At 55.7% G+C, this 21,918-nt stretch carries 18 protein-coding genes; 7 read left to right on the top strand and 11 right to left on the bottom strand.

The genetic code is table 11. The annotated features are described in order from the left end of the window. Positions 1 to 17: 17 nt before the first annotated feature. The 9 genes from WJU16_RS19735 to WJU16_RS19695 form a co-directional block, all read right to left on the bottom strand. Complete coding sequence (locus WJU16_RS19735; protein ID WP_341835132.1) at positions 18 to 1,145, bottom strand: FAD-dependent oxidoreductase; 1,128 nt, start codon at positions 1,143 to 1,145, stop codon at positions 18 to 20. A gap of 286 nt (positions 1,146 to 1,431) precedes the next feature. Then, on the bottom strand, positions 1,432 to 2,688 hold the full coding sequence (gene ilvA / locus WJU16_RS19730) for a threonine ammonia-lyase (RefSeq protein WP_341835131.1): 1,257 nt from the start codon (positions 2,686 to 2,688) through the stop codon (positions 1,432 to 1,434). Positions 2,689 to 2,768: 80 nt separating this feature from the next. Further along, positions 2,769 to 3,812, bottom strand: coding sequence for a ketol-acid reductoisomerase (gene ilvC, locus WJU16_RS19725; protein ID WP_298710286.1), 1,044 nt, complete (start codon positions 3,810 to 3,812; stop codon positions 2,769 to 2,771). A 51-nt stretch (positions 3,813 to 3,863) separates the two neighbouring features. Beyond that, entirely contained in the window at positions 3,864 to 4,406 is a 543-nt protein-coding gene (gene ilvN, locus WJU16_RS19720; RefSeq protein WP_298710288.1) for an acetolactate synthase small subunit, read from the bottom strand. A 26-nt stretch (positions 4,407 to 4,432) separates the two neighbouring features. Continuing rightward, entirely contained in the window at positions 4,433 to 6,184 is a 1,752-nt protein-coding gene (gene ilvB / locus WJU16_RS19715; protein WP_341835130.1) for a biosynthetic-type acetolactate synthase large subunit, read from the bottom strand. Further along, a complete protein-coding gene (gene ilvD, locus WJU16_RS19710) occupies positions 6,150 to 7,829 on the bottom strand; it encodes a dihydroxy-acid dehydratase (RefSeq protein WP_298710290.1) in 1,680 nt (559 codons plus the stop codon). Before ilvD ends, ilvB begins: the two co-directional genes overlap by 35 nt. A 259-nt stretch (positions 7,830 to 8,088) precedes the next feature. After that, a complete protein-coding gene (locus WJU16_RS19705) occupies positions 8,089 to 8,991 on the bottom strand; it encodes a branched-chain amino acid transaminase (RefSeq protein ID WP_341835129.1) in 903 nt (300 codons plus the stop codon). Between the two features lie 433 nt (positions 8,992 to 9,424). After that, positions 9,425 to 10,492, bottom strand: a complete 1,068-nt coding sequence (locus tag WJU16_RS19700; RefSeq protein ID WP_341835128.1) for an aminoglycoside phosphotransferase family protein — start codon at positions 10,490 to 10,492, stop codon at positions 9,425 to 9,427. 9 nt (positions 10,493 to 10,501) lie between these two features. Next, a complete protein-coding gene (locus tag WJU16_RS19695; RefSeq protein WP_341835127.1) occupies positions 10,502 to 11,401 on the bottom strand; it encodes a sugar phosphate nucleotidyltransferase in 900 nt (299 codons plus the stop codon). Between the two features lie 257 nt (positions 11,402 to 11,658). Between WJU16_RS19695 and WJU16_RS19690 the strand changes: the two genes are divergently transcribed. The 4 genes from WJU16_RS19690 (at position 11,659) to WJU16_RS19675 (ending at position 17,093) form a co-directional block, all read left to right on the top strand. After that, positions 11,659 to 13,023 (top strand): alpha-L-fucosidase, encoded by a 1,365-nt coding sequence (locus tag WJU16_RS19690; protein WP_341835126.1) that lies wholly within the window; start codon positions 11,659 to 11,661, stop codon positions 13,021 to 13,023. 37 nt (positions 13,024 to 13,060) lie between these two features. Further along, complete coding sequence (locus tag WJU16_RS19685; protein WP_341835125.1) at positions 13,061 to 15,382, top strand: family 20 glycosylhydrolase; 2,322 nt, start codon at positions 13,061 to 13,063, stop codon at positions 15,380 to 15,382. Between the two features lie 55 nt (positions 15,383 to 15,437). Continuing rightward, the gene (locus tag WJU16_RS19680; protein ID WP_341835124.1) at positions 15,438 to 16,262 is read left to right on the top strand and encodes a pyridoxal-phosphate dependent enzyme; all 825 of its coding nucleotides are present in this window, start codon (positions 15,438 to 15,440) and stop codon (positions 16,260 to 16,262) included. A gap of 150 nt (positions 16,263 to 16,412) precedes the next feature. Beyond that, positions 16,413 to 17,093, top strand: coding sequence for a hypothetical protein (locus WJU16_RS19675; RefSeq protein ID WP_341835123.1), 681 nt, complete (start codon positions 16,413 to 16,415; stop codon positions 17,091 to 17,093). On the opposite strand, the gene lipB is transcribed toward WJU16_RS19675, so the two are convergent. Next, entirely contained in the window at positions 17,090 to 17,827 is a 738-nt protein-coding gene (gene lipB / locus WJU16_RS19670) for a lipoyl(octanoyl) transferase LipB (RefSeq protein ID WP_341835122.1), read from the bottom strand. The two genes, WJU16_RS19675 and lipB, sit on opposite strands and share 4 nt — an antisense overlap. Positions 17,828 to 17,872: 45 nt before the next feature. Here lipB and WJU16_RS19665 point away from each other — a divergent pair, with 45 nt between their 5' ends. Beyond that, a complete protein-coding gene (locus tag WJU16_RS19665; RefSeq protein ID WP_341835121.1) occupies positions 17,873 to 18,937 on the top strand; it encodes an RluA family pseudouridine synthase in 1,065 nt (354 codons plus the stop codon). Here WJU16_RS19665 and WJU16_RS19660 read toward each other — a convergent pair whose 3' ends face one another. Further along, positions 18,938 to 19,159: a hypothetical protein gene (locus WJU16_RS19660; RefSeq protein ID WP_341835120.1), complete on the bottom strand. Its 222-nt coding sequence runs from the start codon at positions 19,157 to 19,159 to the stop codon at positions 18,938 to 18,940. A gap of 143 nt (positions 19,160 to 19,302) precedes the next feature. On the opposite strand from WJU16_RS19660, the gene WJU16_RS19655 reads away from it, so the two are divergent. Beyond that, positions 19,303 to 20,109 carry an SDR family oxidoreductase gene (locus WJU16_RS19655; RefSeq protein WP_341835119.1) on the top strand — a complete coding sequence of 269 codons (807 nt, stop codon included), beginning with the start codon at positions 19,303 to 19,305 and terminating at the stop codon, positions 20,107 to 20,109. 80 nt (positions 20,110 to 20,189) lie between these two features. Then, a complete protein-coding gene (locus WJU16_RS19650) occupies positions 20,190 to 21,878 on the top strand; it encodes a gliding motility-associated C-terminal domain-containing protein (protein WP_341835118.1) in 1,689 nt (562 codons plus the stop codon). Positions 21,879 to 21,918 lie beyond the last annotated feature (40 nt).

The raw sequence follows: 21,918 nt of genomic DNA, 5'->3' as shown, positions 1-21,918 counted from the left end.
CAGTAAACGAGAATATGTTATGCCGGCACCAGTCCCGCCAGCATGCGCCCCGCTTCGGATCCGATTGCGATGCCCATGCCGCCCATCCTCACGGCCAGGAATATACGTTGTGAATGCGCCCTGATTACGGGCTGCTTCGTGCCGCCGAATGCCATGATGCCCGACCAGCGGTATGCGATGGCCACTTCTTTGCCGGGCAGGATGATGGTGCGTAGTTTTTCTTCCAGATCCGCCTGGATCGTTTCATTCAGCTTCAGTTCGGTTGATGTTTCTCCTTCGAAGTCAAGATTGCGGCCGCCGCCGAAGAGAATCCGGCCTTGCAGTTCACGAAAATAATAATATCCTTTATTGAAATGATAAATGCCTTTAAACGGCAATCCCTTTACGGGTTCGGTGACGAGCACCTGCCCGCGGCCGGGCGTGATGTCGAGCCCCGGGAGCAAGGCCGGCGTGAAAGCGTTGGTGCATACTGCTACATGCGCCGCCGTGAGGGTAAGCCCTCCCGCGACGCGGACGGTCACGGTACCGGGGGATTCGTCGAGCCCCAGTACTTCGCACCCTGTTTTAATTTCTATCCCTCTTTCGATGGCGAGATCGATGAGTGTGCGCATCATTTTGCCGGTGTTCAGTTCCCCTTCAAAATTATTCTGCACGAGATGCTCCGCCACGATGCCCGTTTGGGCCAGCTTATGATCGGCCAGGGAAAATGCCGGTCCCGGGAGGATGCCGCCCAGCAGCTCGTTCACTTCATCGAGGCGCTCCAATGCCGGGGCTTCCGCGGCCGAAATCAGCTCGTAACTGCCGTTTTCCCGGTAATCCATCCGTTCGTCGCCGATACGGGCGCGGAGGAGCTGTAAGCCCTTGCGGCGCAGGTGCACCAGGGCCACTACGTCTTCGGAAGGCATATGTTCCAGGTCATCGAGGATTTCGGTGAGGCTCCCTATGCAGGCGAAGCCCGCGTTCCGGGTGCTGGCCCCCACGGGCAGCAGCCCCCGCTCCAGCACGGCGATCCTGCGGCGGGGGGATTTCTCCTTCAGGCTGATCGCCGCCGACAATCCCACGATCCCGCTGCCGATCACAATGCAATCGTAAGCAATGAGGCTTTGCTGTTCCCAGTAACTGAGCATATCACGAATGTATAGCATTCAATTCATATATTTTACCAACCTTCCAATTGTCATATTCATGACAATTAATGCCGATTCTCCGTCCATCTTTCGTTCATCCTTCGTTCATCCTTCGTTCAAACATCCTCAAACCCAAGCCAACACGGAACACCGACGAAGGATGAACGAAGGATGAACGGTAAATGATTGAATAACAGCGCACTATTTTGTTCTACATAATAGCGCCCATGATCCTCATATGGCACAAAAAGCCCCGGTCTCGGTGACCGGGGCTTAAACACTACTACTATAGGTTGAACCAATACTAAACGAGGTAACCGAACAGGTTGTCGTCTTTATTCAGCTCGGTATAATGAATGTTGTAACGCACAAGGTTCGCCAGGAGCTTGTCGTAATCCTCGCGGTATTTCAGTTCCACACCCACCAGGGCAGGACCGGTTTCCTTGTTGTGCTTCTGGATGAACTCGAAGCGCGTGATATCGTCGTCGGGGCCCAGCACGTGGTTCACGAATTCTTTCAGTGCGCCGGGGCGCTGCGCGAAGCGGACGATGAAGTAATGCTTGAGGCCTTCGTAGAGCAGCGAGCGTTCCTTGATTTCCTGCATCCGGTCGATATCGTTGTTGCTGCCGCTCACTACGCAGACCACCGTTTTGCCTTTGATGGCTTCGGCGTAATCGTCGAGCGCGGCCATGGAAAGCGCGCCGGCGGGTTCCACCACGATGGCGTCTTCGTTATAAAGGCGCAGGATGGTGGAGCAGATGCGCCCTTCGGGGACCAGGCTCATTTTGTCGAGCACGTCGCGGCAGATCTGGTAGTTGAGGTCGCCCACCCTTTTCACGGCCGCGCCGTCTACGAAGCGGTCGATATCCGGGAGGGTGACGGGCCCGCCGTTTTCCAGCGCTTTGAGCATGGAGGGGGCGCCTTCGGGTTCTACGCCGATGATTTTGGTGCCGGGGCTGAAGGTGCGGAAGTAGGAGCCCACGCCGGAAGCGAGGCCGCCGCCGCCGATGGGCATGAAGATGTAATCGACCCTGGGTTGATCTTCGAGGATCTCAAGGCCCACGGTGCCCTGCCCCTCGATGATCCGGGGATCGTCGAACGGCGGGATGAAGGTCATTTTATTTTCGCGGGTGAAGGCCTGCGCTTCGGCGGAGCAGTCGTCGAACGTATCGCCGACGAGGCGGATCTCGATGCTGTCGCCCCCGTGCATTTTCACCTGGTTTACTTTCTGTTTGGGCGTGATGATGGGCATGAACACGACGCCTTTGACGTTGAGGCGGCGGCACGACCATGCGAAACCCTGTGCGTGGTTGCCTGCGCTGGCGCATGTAACGCCGTTGGCGAGGAGTTCGGGCGCGAGGGTGCTCATCATGTTGTAAGCTCCGCGGAGCTTGTAGGAACGTACGACCTGCATGTCTTCCCTTTTGAGGTAGACGTTGGCCTGGTATCTTCTGCTGAGGTTGGAATTGTATGTAAGCGGCGTGCGGGTGACAACGCCTTTAAGCCGGTTTGCTGCTGCTAAGATTTGTTGCGTATCGATCGTATGGTGCACTTGAAACATGTAATGATTGGTTAAAAATAAAAAAGAAAAGTACCGTACCGGGGAGGTGGTACTTTTCTTTTTTATTTTTCGTGGCTTTATTATTTGCCGGGGCGAAGCTTGCGCACTGCTGCACCTGCCTGCCACATTTCGCTGTTACGCAGCTCTTCCAGCTCCGCATTCAGCTTCTCGCGGTAATCCGCCTGGCTGTTGAGGTCGATGGAACGTTGCGCTTCTTTACCAGCGGCTACGGAAGCATACAGCTCGTCGAACACCGGTTGGGTAGCGTCGCGGAACTTCTTCCACCAGTCGAGCGCGCCGCGCTGAGCGGTAGTGGAGCAGTTGGCATACATCCAGTCCATACCATTCTCGGCTACGAGGGGCATGAGGGACTGGGTGAGCTCTTCCACGGTTTCGTTGAACGCTTCGGAGGGAGAGTGGCCGTTGTCGCGGAGGGTTTTATACTGCGCGGCAAAGATACCCTGGATGCAACCCATGAGGGTTCCACGCTCGCCGGTGAGGTCGGAGAATACTTCTTTTTTGAAGTCGGTTTCGAAGAGGTAACCGGAACCAACGCCGATACCGAGGGCGATAACACGGTCACGCGCGTGGCCGGTTGCGTCCTGGAAGATGGCGAAGGAAGAGTTCAGGCCCTGGCCTGCGAGGAACAGGCGGCGCAGGGATGTACCGGAGCCTTTGGGGGCTACCAGGATCACGTCCACGTCTGCCGGGGGAATGATATTGGTTTGCTCTTTATAAGTGATGCCGAAGCCGTGAGAGAAATACAGGGCTTTACCTTTGGTGAGGAACGGCTTCAGGGTCGGCCACAATGTGATCTGGCCGGCGTCGCTGAGGAGGTATTGGATGATGGTGCCTTTTTCAGCGGCTTCTTCGATTTCGAAGAGGGTTTCGCCGGGTACCCATCCGTCAGCAACGGCTTTATCCCAGGTTTTGGAATTCTTGCGCTGACCGATGATTACGTTGAAACCATTGTCCTTCAGGTTCAGCGCCTGGCCGGGGCCCTGTACACCGTAACCGATGATAGCGATCGTTTCATTTTTCAGCACTTCTCTTGCCTTTTCCATGGGGAATTCTTCTCTGGTTACTACGTCTTCCAGAACCCCGCCAAAATTGATGGTTGCCATGTTGTGATAGTGTTGTTTAAAAGTTTTAATGTTGTTCGTAATACGGATAAATTAATCTTTCAGGTTGTCTGCTTCCTGCAGGCTCAGGTCCTTCAGATGTTCGTGGAAGCGGCGGCTCCATTTCACAATGGCCACGCGCCCGCTTTTTGTGTATTCTATGAGGCCGTAAGGCTCCAGTTTTTGCAGCATGCCGATCAGCTCCTGCTGATGGCCCGTTTTCTCCAGCACGAAGTAATCCGGGGTGATGGTGAGGATGCGGGCGTTATTGTCGCGGATGATCTTCTCGATGTCGCCCTGGTGAAGCGCTTTAGTGGAGATCTTGTACAACGCCAGTTCCTGGTACACCACTTCGTCCTCCTCGTGCACGAACGCGCGGTGGATCTCGATGAGCCGCTCGATCTGCCCTACTACTTTCTCCAGCAGGTCACGTGTGCTGAGTACGGTGATGACAAATTTATATACGCCCGGCACCTCCGTTTCGGCGGTGGTAAGGCTGGTGATATTGATGCCACGGCGGGTGAAGATTACCGTGATGCGGTTGGTGATCCCGATCCGGTCTTCCGTATACACCGTAACGGTATATTCTTTTTGCATTGTTTGGTCCTGTTAATGGTTAATGACTACGCGAGGCGGATGGCGGAAAGCGGTGCGCCTGCGGGCACCATCGGGAATACGTTGTCTTCCTGTTCCACTACCACTTCCAGCAGATAGGCGCCGGGTGTGTCGAGCATTTCCTTCACGGCGGCCGCGATTTCGCTGCGCTCCGTCACTTTCCGGCCCGGAACATAAAACCCTTTCGCGATCTGCACGAAGTCGGGGTTGATCATTTCGGTGGAAGAGTAACGCTTGTCGAAGAACAGCTGCTGCCATTGCCGCACCATTCCGAGGAAGTTGTTGTTGAGGATCACGATCTTCACACCAATCTGCGTCTGGTAGATGGTGCCCAGTTCCTGGAGCGTCATCTGGAAGCAACCGTCGCCGATTACCGCCACCACCGTTTTATCGGGAGCACCCACCTTGGCGCCCATGGCCGCGGGCAGGCTGAAGCCCATCGTGCCCATGCCGCCGCTGGTGATATTGGTATTCGGATCCTTGAAACGGTAATACCTGCTGGCGATCATCTGGTGCTGTCCTACGTCGGTCACGAGGATGGCCCGGCCATCGGTCTGCTCGGAGATGAGCCTTACCACTTCCGCCATTTTCAGTTGGCCTTCGGAGGGGTATAACTCTTTCTTCGTCACCATTTCTTCTTCCTGGCGATCGGCCGCGCGGAAGGTTTCGAGCCATTCGGCATGTTCCGCCTTGTTGATGAGCGGCAGCAATGCGGTGAGGGCTTCCTTCGCGTCGGCATGCACCGCCACGTCGGCATTGATGATCTTGTTGATCTCCGCTTTATCGATCTCGAAGTGGATGATCTTTGCCTGGCGGGCGTACGAGGCCACCTCGCCGGTCACCCGGTCGTCGAACCGCATGCCGATGGCGATGATCACGTCTGCTTCGAGGGTGTTGATATTCGGACCGTAGTTCCCGTGCATGCCCAGCATACCCACGTAGTTGGCGTGTGAGGTAGACATGGCGGAAAGCCCCAGCAGCGTGGACGCCACGGGGATCTGCGCCTTCTCCGACAACGCCACCAGCTCCTGCTCCGCGCCGGATATGAGGATACCGTGGCCGGCCAGGATGTAAGGCTTTTTCGCGCTGTTGATCAGTTCCGCCGCTTTCTGCACCTGTTCGATATCGAGCACCGGCACGGGTTTGTAGCTGCGGATATAATCGCAGGCTTTATACTGGAAGTCGAGCTTGCCCACCTGCGCGTTCTTGGTAATATCTACCAGCACGGGCCCGGGGCGGCCGCTCTTCGCCACGTAAAAAGCTTTGGCGATGGCGCCGGGAATGTCTTCCGGACGCGTCACCTGGATATTCCATTTGGTGATGGGCGTGGTGATGCCGATCACGTCTGTTTCCTGGAAAGCATCGGTTCCCAGGAGCACCGCGGCTACCTGGCCGGTGATGCAAACCATGGGGGTAGAATCCATATAAGCGTCTGCCAGGCCGGTCACCAGGTTGGTGGCGCCGGGGCCGGAAGTGGCGAACACTACGCCTGTCTTACCGCCGGCGCGGGTATAACCCTGCGCGGCGTGGGTAGCGCCTTGTTCGTGACGAACGAGAATATGGTGTACTTTATCCTGAAAATCATACAGGGCGTCATAGATAGGCATGATAGCACCACCGGGGTACCCGAAAATGGTGTCCACGTCTTCGGCAATCAGCGACCGTATCACGGCTTCCGCACCGGTGATGATTTCGGGCGCGGCGGCAGTCCGCTTGTCAGAGTCTTCACTCTTCATCGGTAACACATCCTTCTGTTGCATTTTTAACTTGTTTAGCGTATTTAAATAAGATTCCTTTCGTTGCTTTGAGGGCAGGCTGTTTCCATGCCGCCTTCCGTTTTGCCAGCTCTTCGTCCGACACGTTCACTTTGATGACGTTGTTCACCGCATCGATCTCGATGATATCGTCGTCGTTCACCAGCGCAATGGTGCCGCCGTCGTAGGCTTCAGGACAAATGTGCCCAACCACGAAACCGTGTGTACCGCCGGAGAAACGGCCGTCGGTGATGAGCGCAACGCTCTTGCCCAGCCCAACGCCCATGATCGCGCTGGTAGGCTTGAGCATCTCCGGCATGCCGGGTCCGCCTTTGGGGCCTACGTAGCGGATAACGACGACGTCGCCTGCTTTCACGCGACCGTTCTGTATCCCTGCGATCAGTTCGAATTCTCCGTCAAATACGCGGGCGGGGCCGGTGAAGCGCTCGCCCTCTTTGCCGGTGATTTTGGCCACGGAGCCCAGTTCGGCGAGGTTGCCGTACAGGATCTGGATGTGGCCGTTGGCTTTGAGTGGTTTTTCGAGCGGCACGATGATGGGTTGCTGCTCGAATTCGATATCGGGTACCGCTTCCAGGTTCTCCGCGATGGTTTTGCCGGTTACGGTGAGGCAATTGCCGTGGAGCATACCTTTCTTCAGCAGGTATTTCATTACTAAGGGAACGCCGCCGATCTCGTGGAGGTCCTGCATCATGAAACGGCCGCTGGGCTTGAGGTCCGCGATCAGCGGGGTGGAGTCGCTCAGGCGCTGGAAGTCGTCCATGGTGAGGTTCACGCCCACCGATTTCGCGATGGCGATGAGGTGGAGCACTGCGTTGGTGCTGCCGCCGAGAGCCATGATCACTACGATGGCGTTTTCGAACGCTTCGAAGGTCATGATGTCGCGCGGTTTGATGTCTTTTTCCAGCAGCAGGCGGATGGCTTTGCCTGCCGCGGCGCATTCTTCATGCTTTTCTTTGCTGGTGGCGGGGTTGGAGGAGCTGTACGGGAGGCTCATGCCCATGGCTTCGATGGCGGAGCTCATGGTGTTGGCCGTGTACATGCCGCCGCAGGCGCCCGCGCCGGGACAGCTATGTTGAATGATTTCCTTGAAATCGGAGTCGTCGAGGTTGCCGGCCATCTTCTGCCCGAGGGCTTCGAAGGCGGAGATGATGTTGAGGTCCTGCCCTCTCCATTTGCCGGGGGCGATGGAGCCGCCGTACACCATGATGGCGGGGCGGTTCAGCCTGCCCATGGCGATGAGGGAGCCGGGCATGTTTTTATCGCATCCCGGAACGGTAATCAGGCCGTCATAATATTGTGCGCCGCAAACGGTTTCAATGGAGTCTGCGATCAGATCCCGGCTCACGAGGGAATAACGCATACCGTCGGTACCGTTGCTAATCCCGTCGCTCACGCCGATGGTGTGGAACATGAGGCCCACGAGGTCGTTGGCCCATACGCTGTCTTTTACTTTCTTCGCCAGGTCGTTCAGGTGCATATTGCAGGTGTTGCCGTCGTAGCCCATGCTCACGATGCCCACTTGCGCTTTCTTCAGGTCACCTTCCGTCAGTCCGATCCCGTACAGCATCGCCTGTGCGGCGGGCTGCGTCTGGTCTTGCGTAATCGTTTTGCTGTATTTGTTTAACTCCATGATCTGTCGGTTAAAATACCGTTGTCGGCTGTCTGAAATTTAGAATTATCGTTGAAATTATACCCGGGGCGCGTGAAATTCAAACCTATAATTTGGCTGCTCCCGGTCTTCAAAAGGTGGCATTGAGAGCCAAAAACCGCTGTGGGTGAGGGTTGGAGGGAAAAGCGTTTACGCCATTCAACGGCCATGGACGCTTTTTAGGGAGGGGAAGTTTCCCCTGCCTCCGGGGCCCCGGAGGCAGGGGGTATCTCCTTCAATATCAGGCAGGAATAGCCGCTCTGTCAAATTCTTTCTCCAGCACTTTGGCTTTGTAAGCCTGCTGAATGACTTTACCGAGGGATTGGGCCCAGGGTTTGGCGAAGCCTTTGTCGTTGAAGCTGTCCCAGCCTACGACTTCGGCGGCGGTACCGCAGTAGAATACGCAATCCGCTTCGTAGAGTTCGTCTACGGAGATTTGTTTCTCTACCAGGGGGATACCCAGTTCCTGGCAGATTTCGATCACGGTAGCACGGGTGATGCCGGGCAGGATGTTGCCTTTGGCGGGTGTATAGATAGTGCCGTCTTTCTCATAGAAGAGGTTGGCGCCGGGGCCTTCGGCCACGAAGCCTTCGATATCCAGCAGCAGGGCTTCGTCGTAACCTTTGCTCTTCGCTTCCTGGGAGGCGAGGATGGAGTTCACGTACAGGCCGGCGGCCTTGGATTCGATTTTGAACGCTTTCGGGTTCGGGCGTTGGTAGGAAGAAAGCATCACGCGCAGGAGCTTCTCACCCAGGTAAGCACCCCATTCCCATGCGCAGATGAGGACGTGGGTTTCATCAGCGGCTTTCAGCGTCATGTTGGGAGGACAAATGGCGAGCGGACGGATGTACGCTTCGGTCATGTTGTTCAGTTCCAATACTTTATAGCATGCTGCGATCAGTTCTTCATTGTTGAAGTCGTACGGCATGTGGATCAGCTCGCAGGAGCGCTTGAAACGGTCGAAGTGCTCTTTCGCCTTGAAGATCTTCACTTCCCCGCTGGCGGTTTTGTATGCGCGGATCCCTTCAAATACTGCGTATCCGTAGTGCAGCGACTGGCCGTACAGGTCGATTTTGGCCTCGGTGGCTTTTAAGAACTCACCGTTGTAGTAAAGAATCGTGTTTTCGTTGTAATAGCTATACATAAAAATTGGAATTTGCGTACCCAAAAAAAGCCTTCCCGGTGGAGGAAGGCGTTTATTATTCGTTGTGATTATACACGCTTGTCTATCCTCCAATTGGCTGGCGGGTAATAATGACAACGACGATCACGACGAGCGTAATGGCCCAGTTGAGCTGCGCTACGATGTGATTGATTTTGTTATTGTCTTTATTTACCCACATGGAGGTGCTGTGATTTTTTGTTATCGATACAAATGTATAAGTGATCAAAATAAAAAACAAACCCCGAAGCGATATTTCGTGAAAAATCAATCCAGCTTCCGTTTTTTAATAAAATCGAAACAAAATAGGTCAATTTTGGAAAAATTTCAATAATACTGCCATATACTGGCATGTCGTCTAACAATAAAAAAGCCCCCGGGGCCGGGGGCTTCCTATAAAATATGTACGTTTCCGTCAGGAAGCGAGGCATTTGTCGATGATCGCCTGGAGCTGCGGCTCCTTGGCGATGAGCTGCTGCAGCAGTGTCAGCTGGTTCTTTGCACGGTTGTAATTGTGCTCGGGATACTTGATCGGGTAATATACATCCCCGTTCAGGTAATCGGTCAGGAAACGGATCCCCTGCATGTAAATCATGAACTTGCCGGCATAGAAAAGGTGTTGCTTTTCTGTTTCGGTGAGCGTGCTCCCTACTTCGGAAAGGTAACCCTTCATGAGGGCTTCGTAATATTCGTCGCGCACTTCGATCTGGCTGAAATCGCGCTCTTCCTCGCTCACGGGGCACACATATGTGCGCACCATATCGCCCAGGTCGGAGATCACTTTGCCGGGCATGAGGGTGTCGAGGTCGCAGACGCAGATGCCTTCGAAGCTGCCCTTTTTCAGCAATACATTGTTGATCTTCGTATCGTGGTGCATGAGGCGGTCGGTGAATTCCGGGTTGGTTTTCAGCGACTCGAACGTTACCGCGATATCGCTGTACCGGAGGAACTGCTCCACCAGCGACTCCGCGAATTGCTTCCGCTCTTCCTTCGCCGTGCGGATGGCCTCCTGGAAGGATGCGTAGCGCAGGGTGAGGTTGTGGAAGTTGGGAATGGAAGCCCTGAACTCGTGCAGGTCGATGCCGTGGAACATCCGCGCCATCAGGCCGAACTGCTTCGCGGCTTCATACGCCTGCCGGGTATTATCCGCCTGGTCTACCGACGTGGAATCAGGGATGAACGGGATCATCCGCCAGTATTCATCGCCATGCTGGTACATCTCTTCGCCCGCCACCGTGGGAATGGCTTTGATGAAGAGATATTCCGGATGGTGCTTGTCGAGGTAATCGCCTGCCAGTTTGAGGTTGCGGGCAATTACATCTGGCTCGCGGAAAACGTAGGTATTGATCCGTTGGAGGATATAACGCTTATCATTTGGCCCGGTGAGCAGGAATGTGTTATTGATGTGCCCGCTCCCGAATTTCTGCATGCTGAACTCGCCGGGCTGAAGCCCGAATGCGCTGATGATGTCGGTATGTACCATTAATGCTGCTTATTTCCAGAGGTTGTCGGGATATTCTCCGCCGTTCACGAGAGCGGACAGGGAAGCCTGTACGCCCGGAGCGTCTTCCTTATAGGTAACACCGAACCATTGCGAGCTGGTGGGGATCACTTTTACGGAACCCAGGCCCGCTGCGATGAAGGAATCCACCACGATGGGGATGAAGAATTCTGATTTGGGATTGGAAAGGTTTTGCTCGAGGAACTGGCTGAACAGTTTTTCGCTCACTTCGAACACGGAAGGATCGAAACCCCAGAAGTTCATGGACACGGGCGTTTTAGGGCCCAGCTCCACTTTCTGGTCGCCGTCTTCGTACGCGATCTTACCATCTTCCACGGTAATCTTTGTACGCTCCACGATACCGGCCAGGTTGCCTTCGGCATTCACTTCGCAAACGCCGCGGGATACGGAACCGTATTCGCTCACGGTTTTGCCCAGCTCATACCCTACCACGCTGTAGCGGTTGGAATCGCATTCGTTGCGCAGGAACTCCGCCATTTTCTCGAATGCGTCGCGGCCATAGAAGTCGTCGGCATTGATCACCGCGAATGGCTCGCTGATAGCGTCTTTCGCGCAAAGTACTGCGTGAGCGGTACCCCAGGGCTTCGTACGGTCGGCCGGTACTTCGAACCCTTCGGTGAATGCGTTCATATCTTGAAAAACGTACGCCGTTTCTACTTTGCCTTTCAGTTTCGGCTCGAAAATCTCTTTGAATTCCGCCGCAAAATTTTCACGGATAATGAACACGATTTTTCCAAAACCTGCGCGGATAGCGTCATAAATGGAATAGTCGATGATCGTTTCACCGCTGGGGCCAAATTGCTGGATCTGTTTCAAACTTCCGTACCGGCTGGCCATACCGGCCGCCAGGATCAATAAAGTCGGTTGCATTGCTGATATTAGTTTTAATTGTCAGGTCGAATTAATATCGGGGGCTAAAAGTAAACATTAAATTTTTCCCAAACCGTTATAATCCGTTATTTTTTCGACCGGTTATACAAAAAAAGCGCCGTTTTTATTGAATCCGTCTATTTTTGTGACCTTGCCCCTACGGGAGCAGCCACCCCGCTCATGCCAACACCAAGTATGATAAGCAACGGGGATTGAGAAACAGTGTACATGAATTTCTTGTTAACAAACAGCTTCAAATGAAAAAACTAGTACTGGCGGGAGCCATGGCGTCGCTACTTGCCTCCTGCGCACAAAAAGGACCGCAGCAGGAACAGCCGCTGCAGCAGCAACAAAAGACGAATCCGGAAGAGATCAAAGAGAAAATGCAATGGTTCGCCGACGCCAAGCTCGGGATCTTCATTCACTGGGGCATTTACTCCGTGAACGGGATCGATGAAAGCTGGAGCTTCCACAACAGAAAGATTTCACACGCCGATTACATGGCGCAAATAAAAGGCTTCACCGCTGATAAATACGATCCCCAGGCCTGGGCCGACCTCATCGCCGCCTCCGGCGCCCGCTACACCGTGATCACCACCAAGCACCACGACGGCGTGGCCCTCTGGGATACCAAACTCAACGACCTCAGCACCGCCAAAGCCACACCCGCCAAACGCGATGTGCTCACCCCCTTCTTCGATGCCATCCGCCAACGCGGCATCAAAGCCGGCGCGTATTTTTCGCTCATCGACTGGACCAGCGACGATTATCCCGGTTTCCTGAAAGACAGCAGCCGGTATCAGATCAAAGACGACACCGCCCGCTGGGAACGTTTCCGCAAATTCTACCAGGGACAAATGGCTGAAGTTATGAACCAGTTCAACCCCGATCTCTGGTGGTTCGACGGCGACTGGGAACACAGCGCCGACGAATGGGAAGCGCAAAAGGTGCGCAAGATGCTCACCACGCACAACCCCAACACCATCATCAACGGCCGCCTCATGGGATACGGCGACTACGACACCCCGGAGCAGAACTTCCCCGTGCAGCGCCCGAGCTTCCGTTGGTGGGAGCTTTGTATGACCATCAACAACAACTGGGGATGGCAGCCGCAGGACACCAACTGGAAAACACCCTACGAAGTAATCACCATATTCGCCGATGCCATCGGCAACGGCGGCAACATGCTGCTCGACATCGGTCCCAAGGCCGACGGTACCATCCCGCCCGAGGAAGAAAACGTGCTCCGCGAACTGGGCAAATGGAACAAAAAGCATGAGACCGCTATTTTCGGTACGCTCGGCGGCATCCCGCAGGGCCACTTCTACGGACCTACTACTTTAAGTAAAGATTCTTCCACACTCTACCTCTTCCTGCCCGCCAAACAATCCGGCGAGATCATGGTGAAAGGGCTTGACAATGCGATCAAGGAAATTACGGTTGTGGGGAACGGAACAAAACTGAAGCACAAGATCGTAGGCAAGATCAGCTGGAGCCCCGTGCCCGGGATCGTCTACATCAACGTGCCCGAAACCGTCCTCGACACATACATGACCGTACTGGAGCTGAAGCTCGACAAGCCCGTGAAACTGTACCGCGGGAAGGGTGGATTGCAGGGATAGACAAAGCCTAAAAACCCACGTATATAAAAACGCACAGATGAAAAAAACGCTCCTATCCGCTTTAGCCCTGTGCCTGACGTTCGCCGCCAAGGCGCAACTGACGGCCAGACCCCAGGTGAACGTGGTGCCCGTACCGGCCTCCATCGAGGAAAAAACGGGAACACTGACCCTGCAGGGCACCAACGCCCGGTATTTCGCCAACAGCGAATCCGCCGAGCGCATGGCTAAACTCTATGCCGCTTACCTCGACGCCAATTTCGGCCTGAAGCTACAGAAAGGCACCATGCAAGACGCGCATGTGATCTTTTCCGATGATGACCATCTGCCACGCGAAGGCTACCAGCTCACCATCACCAACCGCAAAGCCGTGCTGCAAGGGCACGAAGCGGGATTGTTCTATGGCCTGCAAACCCTGCAGCAAATTTCACGGAACAAGACCAAACTGGGGCTCGTACTGCCGCAGGTCACCATCAAAGACCAGCCGCGCTTCGGTTATCGCGGCGTGATGCTCGACGTGGGCCGGTATTACCTGCCGGTAAATTACATCAAGCAGTACATCGACGTGATCGCTTCGCTGAAGCTCAACCGTTTCCACTGGCACCTCACCGAAGACCAGGGCTGGCGCATCGAGATCAAGAAATACCCGCGCCTCACCACCGTGGGCTCGCAGCGGAAGGAGACGTCCAAAGGCCATCTCAGCGAAAATAAATTCGACGGCACACCGCACGGCGGCTTTTATACGCAGGAAGAAGTGAAAGACATCGTGGCCTACGCCGCGGAACGCTTCGTGACCGTCGTCCCCGAAATCGAAATGCCCGGCCACGCCACCGCGGCGCTCGCCTCCTACCCCCAGCTGGGTTGCACCGGCGGGCCGTATGAAGTGTCCACCAAATGGGGCGTGCACAAAGAAGTATTCTGTGCAGGCAACGACGAAACGTTCACGTTCCTGGAAGATGTGCTCACCGAAATCCTGCCCCTCTTCCCCAGCCAGTACATCCACATCGGCGGCGACGAATGCCCGAAAGACCGCTGGAAGCAATGCGCCAAATGCCAGTCGCGCATCAAGGCGCTGGGGCTGAAAGACGAGCACGAATTGCAGAGTTATTTCATCTCCCGCATGGAGAAATTCCTCAACGCCAAAGGCCGCAAGATCATTGGCTGGGACGAAATCCTCGAAGGCGGCCTCGCGCCCGACGCCACCGTGATGAGCTGGCGCGGCGAAGCCGGTGGCAAAGAAGCCGCACGGCAACGCCACGACGTGATCATGACGCCGAATACTTACCTCTATCTCGATTATTACCAGGGCGCGCCTTCCGGCGAACCACTGGCGATCGGCGGCTACCTGCCGCTGGATAAAGTTTACGGCTACGAACCGCTCCCCGCCGACCTCACGCCCGAAGAGCAGAAACACATCATCGGCGTGCAGGGCAACGTGTGGACGGAATATATTCCTTCCGGCCCCGTATCGGATTACTTCACGTTCCCCCGCGCCCTGGCGCTGGCGGAGATCACCTGGAGCCCTAAAGCGAAAAAAGATTACACCGATTTCCGCAAGCGGATGCGCGGCGTATTGTACGACCTCGACAAGCGCGGCGTGAACTTCCGGATCCCGGAAGCCATCGGCGCTGAAAACACCGTGATCGCCGACCCATCCGGCGGCGGCGGCGAAGGCGTGGGCGCTTCAACGATCCAGAACGCCGCGCAGCGTTCGGTGGTGAAACTCGAGCCGCCCATGGCCGGTGCGGCAATTCATTACACGCTCGACGGATCGGAACCGACAGTAAAAAGCCCGGTAGCCGGCGCGCCGATCATTATCGCACCGAAACGCGACGAGACCATTACGCTCAAATACATCGTAACGCTCCCCGAATCCGGCCGCAGCAGCGGGGTGTACAGCAACACATACACCCGCAAGTCGTACAAACCCGCGGTGAGCGTAACGCCGGCCGGAAAAGGGATTAAATTCCAGGGGTATTTCAAAACCTTCACCGCCGCGGCGAAAGTGAGCGGCACGGCAGATACCAGCGGCGTGATGAACGACTTCTCGATCCGCGCTTTCCAGCGGCATCCCGCGTTCGGCGCCATATTCGAAGGATATGTGAAAGTGGACGAAGACGGACTGTACGAGATCGCATCCACATCCGACGACGGCTCCATCGTAAGCATCGACGGCGAGGAGATCGTGCAGAACGACGGCGAGCACGCGCCCACCACGCAAACGGGTATCGTACCCCTGCGCAGAGGCTACCACCGCATTAAAGTGCAATACTTCGACGCGGGCGGCGGCGACATGCTGAAAATCAATATCGGCGTGAAAGGCAAACAAAGCCTTAACTTGCGGAATGCGCTTTTCCACTAAAGACTTACTGCAAAATTTTCATACAACATGGCTGCCTGGGAACATCCGGGCAGCCATGTTGCGTTTGGACCAAATCCATCCGCTGGTGCAGGGCAACAAATGGTTTAAGCTGAAGCGCAATCTCGAAGCGGCGGGCGGTTTGCCCGTGGTAACGTTCGGGGGCCCGTGGTCGAACCACCTGCATGCCACAGCGGCGGCCTGCAAGTTGCAGGGCGCACCAGTGACGGGAATCGTGCGCGGGGAAGCGCCGCCGGAACCCTCGCAGACATTGACGGACGCGGCGGCCCTGGGCATGCGGATCGTGCATGTTTCCCGTGAGGCCTACGATAAGGCAAAGAAGGGTAAAATTCCGGAGGAATTGCGGACAGTTACGGACGGGGCGTATATTATCCCGGAAGGGGGCGGCAATGCGGAAGGTGCGGCGGGATGTGAAGAGATATTGGATTTGGGGGATTTCACCCCCTTTACACATATTCTCTGCGCCACGGGCACGGGCACTACGCTGGCCGGTCTCGTCAATGGCGCGGGGAAACGGGGGATCCAGGCGCAGTTCCTGGGGATTTCGGCGCTGAAGGGGGCCATTTCCGTGGAAGATGAAGTGCGGGGATTGTTGGAAGAGGATCGCGGGAACTGGGGGATACTGCACGATTACCATGAAGGCGGCTTCGCAAAGATCTCCCCGGCGCTGATCGCGGAGATGAATGACTTTTACGCGCAAACCGGTACCCCCACCGACCGGGTCTACACCGGCAAGCTCGTGCTCGCGTTCCGCAAAATGGCCGGCGAAGACCGCTTCCCGGCAGGCAGCAACATCCTGCTCATCCATACGGGCGGGCTGCAGGGAAACGCCTCCCTTCCACCAGAAACTTTACATTTTTAACAACCCTGTCACGGATACTGGCAAGGTTCTGGATGCGGGTAGGCTTTTACGCACCGGCAGCGTATATTTGACCTTCAGATCCTAAATTTGCCAACTTAAGAAGACCAGACAAGTATGTACTGTATGAAGCAGACGGTTAGATGTTTAATTGTGTTGATGTTCGTAACGGCCACCTTTTCCCGCGTAAAGGCGCAGGAATTCGTGCCGCCCGTATTGCCGGAGTTTTCGGCATTGATCAAAACAGGGAAAATCCAGCTGGACTGGATTTCCGGCTTTCCCAATGCCGTTCAGATCGGTGTGCAGCGTTCGCTCGACAGCGTGCTGAACTTTACCACCATCGGGTATGCGACCAATCCCACTTCGCAACGGAACGCCTACCTCGATAACAAGCCGCTTCCCGGCAAGAATTATTACCGGTTATTCATTCTTTTCAAGAACAATACCTACATGCATACCAAAGTAGTGCTGGCTACGGCTGATTCCACCATCGCGGGAGACACCAAGCTCGGCGCCTCCGACATCCCGACGATGACGACCACCAACGCCGAGGGCGAAAAGCAGGTTATTCCCTGGAAACCATCCAACTACATATACACAACCGCAGACGGGAACGTGAATATCAAGCTGCCGATGGCATTGCAGAAGAAATATTCCGTGAAGTTTTACGAGGCAACCGGGCAGTTACTCTTCGAGGTGGAACATGTAGCGGAGCCTTTCCTCATCCTGGAGAAAGCGATTTTCATGCATGCCGGCTGGTTTGATTTCGAGGTTTTCGAGAACGGCAAGCTGCTGGAGAAATGGAATCTTTACATCCCGCTGAGCTACCGTTAAATATCAGCTCCCGCCGGGAATAAGGCGCCTCTTACCATTTCGGCGTCGAAGATTTCAGAGAAATGGTGTACGATCCGGGCCCGCACTTCCTCCTCCGGCAGTGTGCGCCCGGTTTCTTTTTGCAGGGAAGTCACCGATTTGTCCTGAATACCGCAGGGCACGATGTTATTGAAGTAAGAAAGGTCGGTATTGACGTTCAGCGCGAAGCCATGCATGGTGACCCAGCGGCTGCAACGCACGCCCATGGCGCAGATTTTCCGGGCGCGGCCAGGAATGGAGGGATCGAGCCAAACGCCGGTTTCCCCCTTGGAGCGCTCTCCTGCCAGGCCATATTCCCCTATTGTCCGGATGATGACTTCTTCCAGGTTCCGAAGGTAGCGGCCGATATCGGTGTAGAAACGTTCGAGGTCGAGGATGGGATAGCCCACGATCTGACCCTCCCCGTGAAAAGTGATGTCGCCCCCGCGGTTGGTCTGGACGAACTGGATGCCTTTAGCCGCCAGGTCGGCGTCGCTCACCAGGAGGTGGTCCATATCCCCGCTTTTGCCTAGGGTATAGACGGGTGGATGCTCACAAAACAGCAGGTGGTGGCGGGTTTGAGGGATAGTTCCCGCCCCGGCCTCGCGCGCGGCGGCTTTGGCGTCGGTACCTTCCCGGAGGAGCTTCTCCTGCAGGTCCCAGGCGTCGCGGTAAGGGATCCGCCCGAGATCATTCACGATTATCTGCTGTTTCATCGCCTGCAAAGATAACTTAAAGTATCTTTGCAAAAATTTTCACCAATGACCGATCACATGCCGGAACTGGAAGACGAACTGGAAAACGGGGATGGAAGCGAAGAGATATACGAACGTGTGAACCTTGTGGTAGACAAGGGCCAGGAGCCCCTGCGCATCGACAAGTTCATCCAGGCCCGTATCGAAGGCGCTACCCGCAACAAGGTGCAGCAGTCTATCGAGAAAGGCATGGTGCTCGTGAACGACAAGCCCGTAAAGGCGAATTATAAGGTCCGCCCGCTCGACAGGCTCATCGTTTATTCCACCAAAAACCCCGAATCCACCGAAATAAAGCCTGAAAACATCCCGCTGGACATTGTGTATGAAGACGATGACGTGATGGTGGTGAATAAGCCCGCCGGGATGGTGGTGCACCCCGGCTGCGGGAACTATTCCGGTACGCTGGTGAATGCGCTGGCCTGGTACCTGGGCGACGAGAACGACCGTTCGGCCATCGAGCCCGAGATCCCCCGGTTCGGCCTTGTGCACCGTATCGACAAGAATACGAGCGGCCTGCTGGTGGTCGCCAAGTCGGACAAGGCCATGAGCGACCTCGCCAAACAGTTCTTCGACCACACCGTGGAGCGCCGTTACATCGCCCTCGTTTGGGGCGATTTCGAGGAAGACGCGGGCACTGTGGTGGCGCATGTGGGACGCCACCAGCGTTTCCGTAAAATTATGGACGCTTATCCCGACGGAGAATACGGCAAGGAAGCCATCACCCATTACGAAGTGCTGGAGCGCCATAATTACGTGACCCTCATCGCCTGCAAGCTGGAAACCGGCCGCACGCACCAGATCAGGGTACACATGCAACATACCGGGCATCCGCTCTTCAACGACGATACCTACGGCGGCGACCGCATCGTGAAAGGCACCGTGTTCGCCAAATACAAACAATTCGTGGACAACTGCTTCGAGATTATGCCGCGCCACGCGCTGCACGCGCAAACGCTCGGGTTCATCCACCCGCGCACCCGCAAGCTCATACAATTCGAAGCCCCCATGCCAGCGGACTTCAGCGGCGTACTGGAGAAATGGCGGAGATACCGCCGCAATCCCGAAGACTGATTATTTTCCCGCAGGACCGAACTTCCGGGGGAACCAGCTCACCGTAAACATGAAATATTGTTCGAGCACGTTGTTGCGTGTCTGGGAGAGGGTGTTGTTATTAGCCTGATTGACGATGCTCGTATTCTGATGGAGCAGGTCCAGCGCGGAAAGCGATAATTCCAGGTTCTTCCCCTTCATAAACCGGTAAGCGGCGCCCGCGTTCCAGATCGTGAAATTCACGCCAATTACAAAATGGCCGAATAGTGCACACGGCCTGCAGTCGCGGGGGCGACCGGCCGTGTCTCAAATCCCCCCTTTAATTGGCTAATAAGCACGCCGGTAATGTTTCCGGAATTGGATAAGTTGCATAAAAATCTAAGCATATGCTATTATCAGGAAAAACCGCCGTGATATATGGCGCCGGAGGCTCGCTGGGCGGGGCGATCGCGCAGGCGTTTGCGCGTGAGGGCGCTTTCGTACACCTAACCGGCAGGAATGCCGCGTCGGTCAACCAGACGGCGGAAGCCATCCGGAAAGCCGGGCACCAGTGCCATACAGCCATCGTGGATGCGTTGGATGCCGGGGCGATCGGCAGGCACCTGGAAGAAGTGGGGAAAGTGGATATTTCGTTTAACGCCATCGGTTGGGAAGACCGTCAGGATCAGCCGCTCACCGCCATGTCGGCGGAAGATTTCCTGCGGCCGGTGCGACGGGCGATGGAGACTGAATTTCTGACCAGCACCGCTGCAGCGCGGGTGATGATGCGGCAGCAATCAGGTGTGATACTCACGTTGACGGCCACACCGGGAGGCATCGGTTATCCGCATGTGGGGGGCTTTGGGCCGGCTTGTTGCGCGGTGGAAAGCCTGGCGAGGAACCTCGCTTCCGAAGTGGGCGCGCATGGAGTAAGGGTGGTGAACATCCGGTCCGGCGGGTCGCCCGATTCACGTGTGTTTCGCGAAGCGCTCGAAAACGGGGGCGCCGAAGTAAAAGGTTTTATGGATAAACTGGAAGCGGATACCATGCTCAAGCAAATGCCGATGATGAACGATATCGCGCAGGCGGCGGTATTCCTCGCGTCTGACCATGCAGCTAAAATCACCGGGATCACCCTCGACGTTACCTGCGGCACAACGGCCGCATTGAATTACATGGTGCCGAGGGTGCCCTTCCTGATACAACCATCTTAATAATTCAGCCATCAAACACATTCCAATTATTTTATTAAAAACAATCTACATATCAGAAATTCCGCTAATTTAGCGGTGTCATGGTTCCTATGTTCAGCCGTTTCAGGACACACCATATCTTCCTGATCTTTTTCCTGGTGGCAGTATCTTTTTCCGCCGCCGCGAAGCCCCGTCTCACCAACTTTACCTGGAATACTACCTGCCTCAACGATAGTGTTACTTTCATCATCACCGACGATACCGCCGGGATCGATTCCGTGAAATGGTATTTTGTGAGCCCGCCCCTCCGCCCGGAAGACTCCAGCAGCCGCATCACGGACGCGCGGCACCTATACGCCCTTCCCGGCACCTACACGGTAACGCTCAAAGCTTACCGCAACGGCGTGGAAGACATCACGACGCAGGCCATCACCATCGTTCCCCGGCAGAACATCGACCTGGGGCCGCAGAACATCACAATCTGCGAAAACGCCGCTCTCACCCTCACCGCTCCTGCCATACCTGGTGCCACTTACACCTGGTACTACCTCGAGGATACGGTAGATGGAACCAATACCTTCACCGCCACCGAAATGGCAACTTACCATGTAGCCATCAACGGTTGCCGGGAGATCGATTCGGTCAACCTGTTCACCTCGCCCATTCCTGACCTGGACCTGGGGCCCGACCGGACCCTCTGTACCGGTGAGCTCCTCACGCTCGACGCTACGGCGCAAAACGCCACCTACGTTTGGAGCACCGGCGAAACCTCGCCGACTATCGTGGCTTCCGGCGCGGGGGGCACTTACTCTGTGGTGGCCACGGTGGAAGGTTGCGGCGACTACACCGACCAGGTCACCATCAATTTCACCGGCCCTCCCCACCCTTTCAACCTCGGCAACGATACGCTGCTTTGCCCGGGCGAATCCGTGATCCTCGACGCCGCTACCGCCGGCGCCACGGGATACCAGTGGAACACCGGCTCCATCAATTCCCGCATCAACGTCCGCAACAACGGCACTTACTCCGTGTTCGTGAACATCAATAACATCTGCTCCGTGGTAGACACGATCGAAGTGCGCTACAGCCGCCTGCGGGATTTCAGCCTCGGCAACGATACCACCCTTTGCCAGGGTAGCTTCCTGGTGCTCTCAGCCGATCATGGCACGGGTATCTACCGCTGGCAGGATGGCTCCGACCAGGCCACCTATTACGTGGATTCCACCGGCTACTACAGCGTTCGCGTACAGATCGGCCGTTGCGTGGAAACAGATACCATCCGCGTCAATTTCCAGGATTCGGTGCGGGTGTACCTCGGCGAAGATACCGTGATGTGCACCGGCGAAACCCTCATGCTGCGGCCCATGAACGCCGGCATGCAGTACAAATGGCAAGACAGCTCTTCCGTCAACGTTTTCCCTGTAACGCAACGCGGCTGGTACGCCGTGGTGGCGGAAAACGTCTGCAACCGCTCCGTGGATTCCATCCGCGTATCGTTCACTCCCTGTGACTGCGAAATGTATTTCCCCACCGGCTTTTCTCCCAACGGCGATGGTTACAACGACTACTTCCGGCCAAAATACCGGTGCAACATCGGCAATTACAAACTCAGTATTTACAACCGTGTAGGCAATTTCATCTTCCACACCTCCGATCCGCAAGTGGCCTGGACGGGGCAAGTCAACGGCAAACCGGCTTCCATCGGCACTTACGTTTGGGTGGCGGAATATGTAGACCTGTCGAACCTGAAATATTACCGGAAAACGGGGACCATTACGCTGATCCGCTAACGGTCCAAACACATACATCGAAAAGCCCCGCGAACATTCG

The sequence above is a fragment of the Chitinophaga pollutisoli genome, from assembly GCF_038396755.1.
GTDB lineage: Bacteria > Bacteroidota > Bacteroidia > Chitinophagales > Chitinophagaceae > Chitinophaga > Chitinophaga pollutisoli.
Note: the sequence above shows the minus strand (reverse complement) of the source record. Positions and strands in the feature narration are given on the sequence as shown.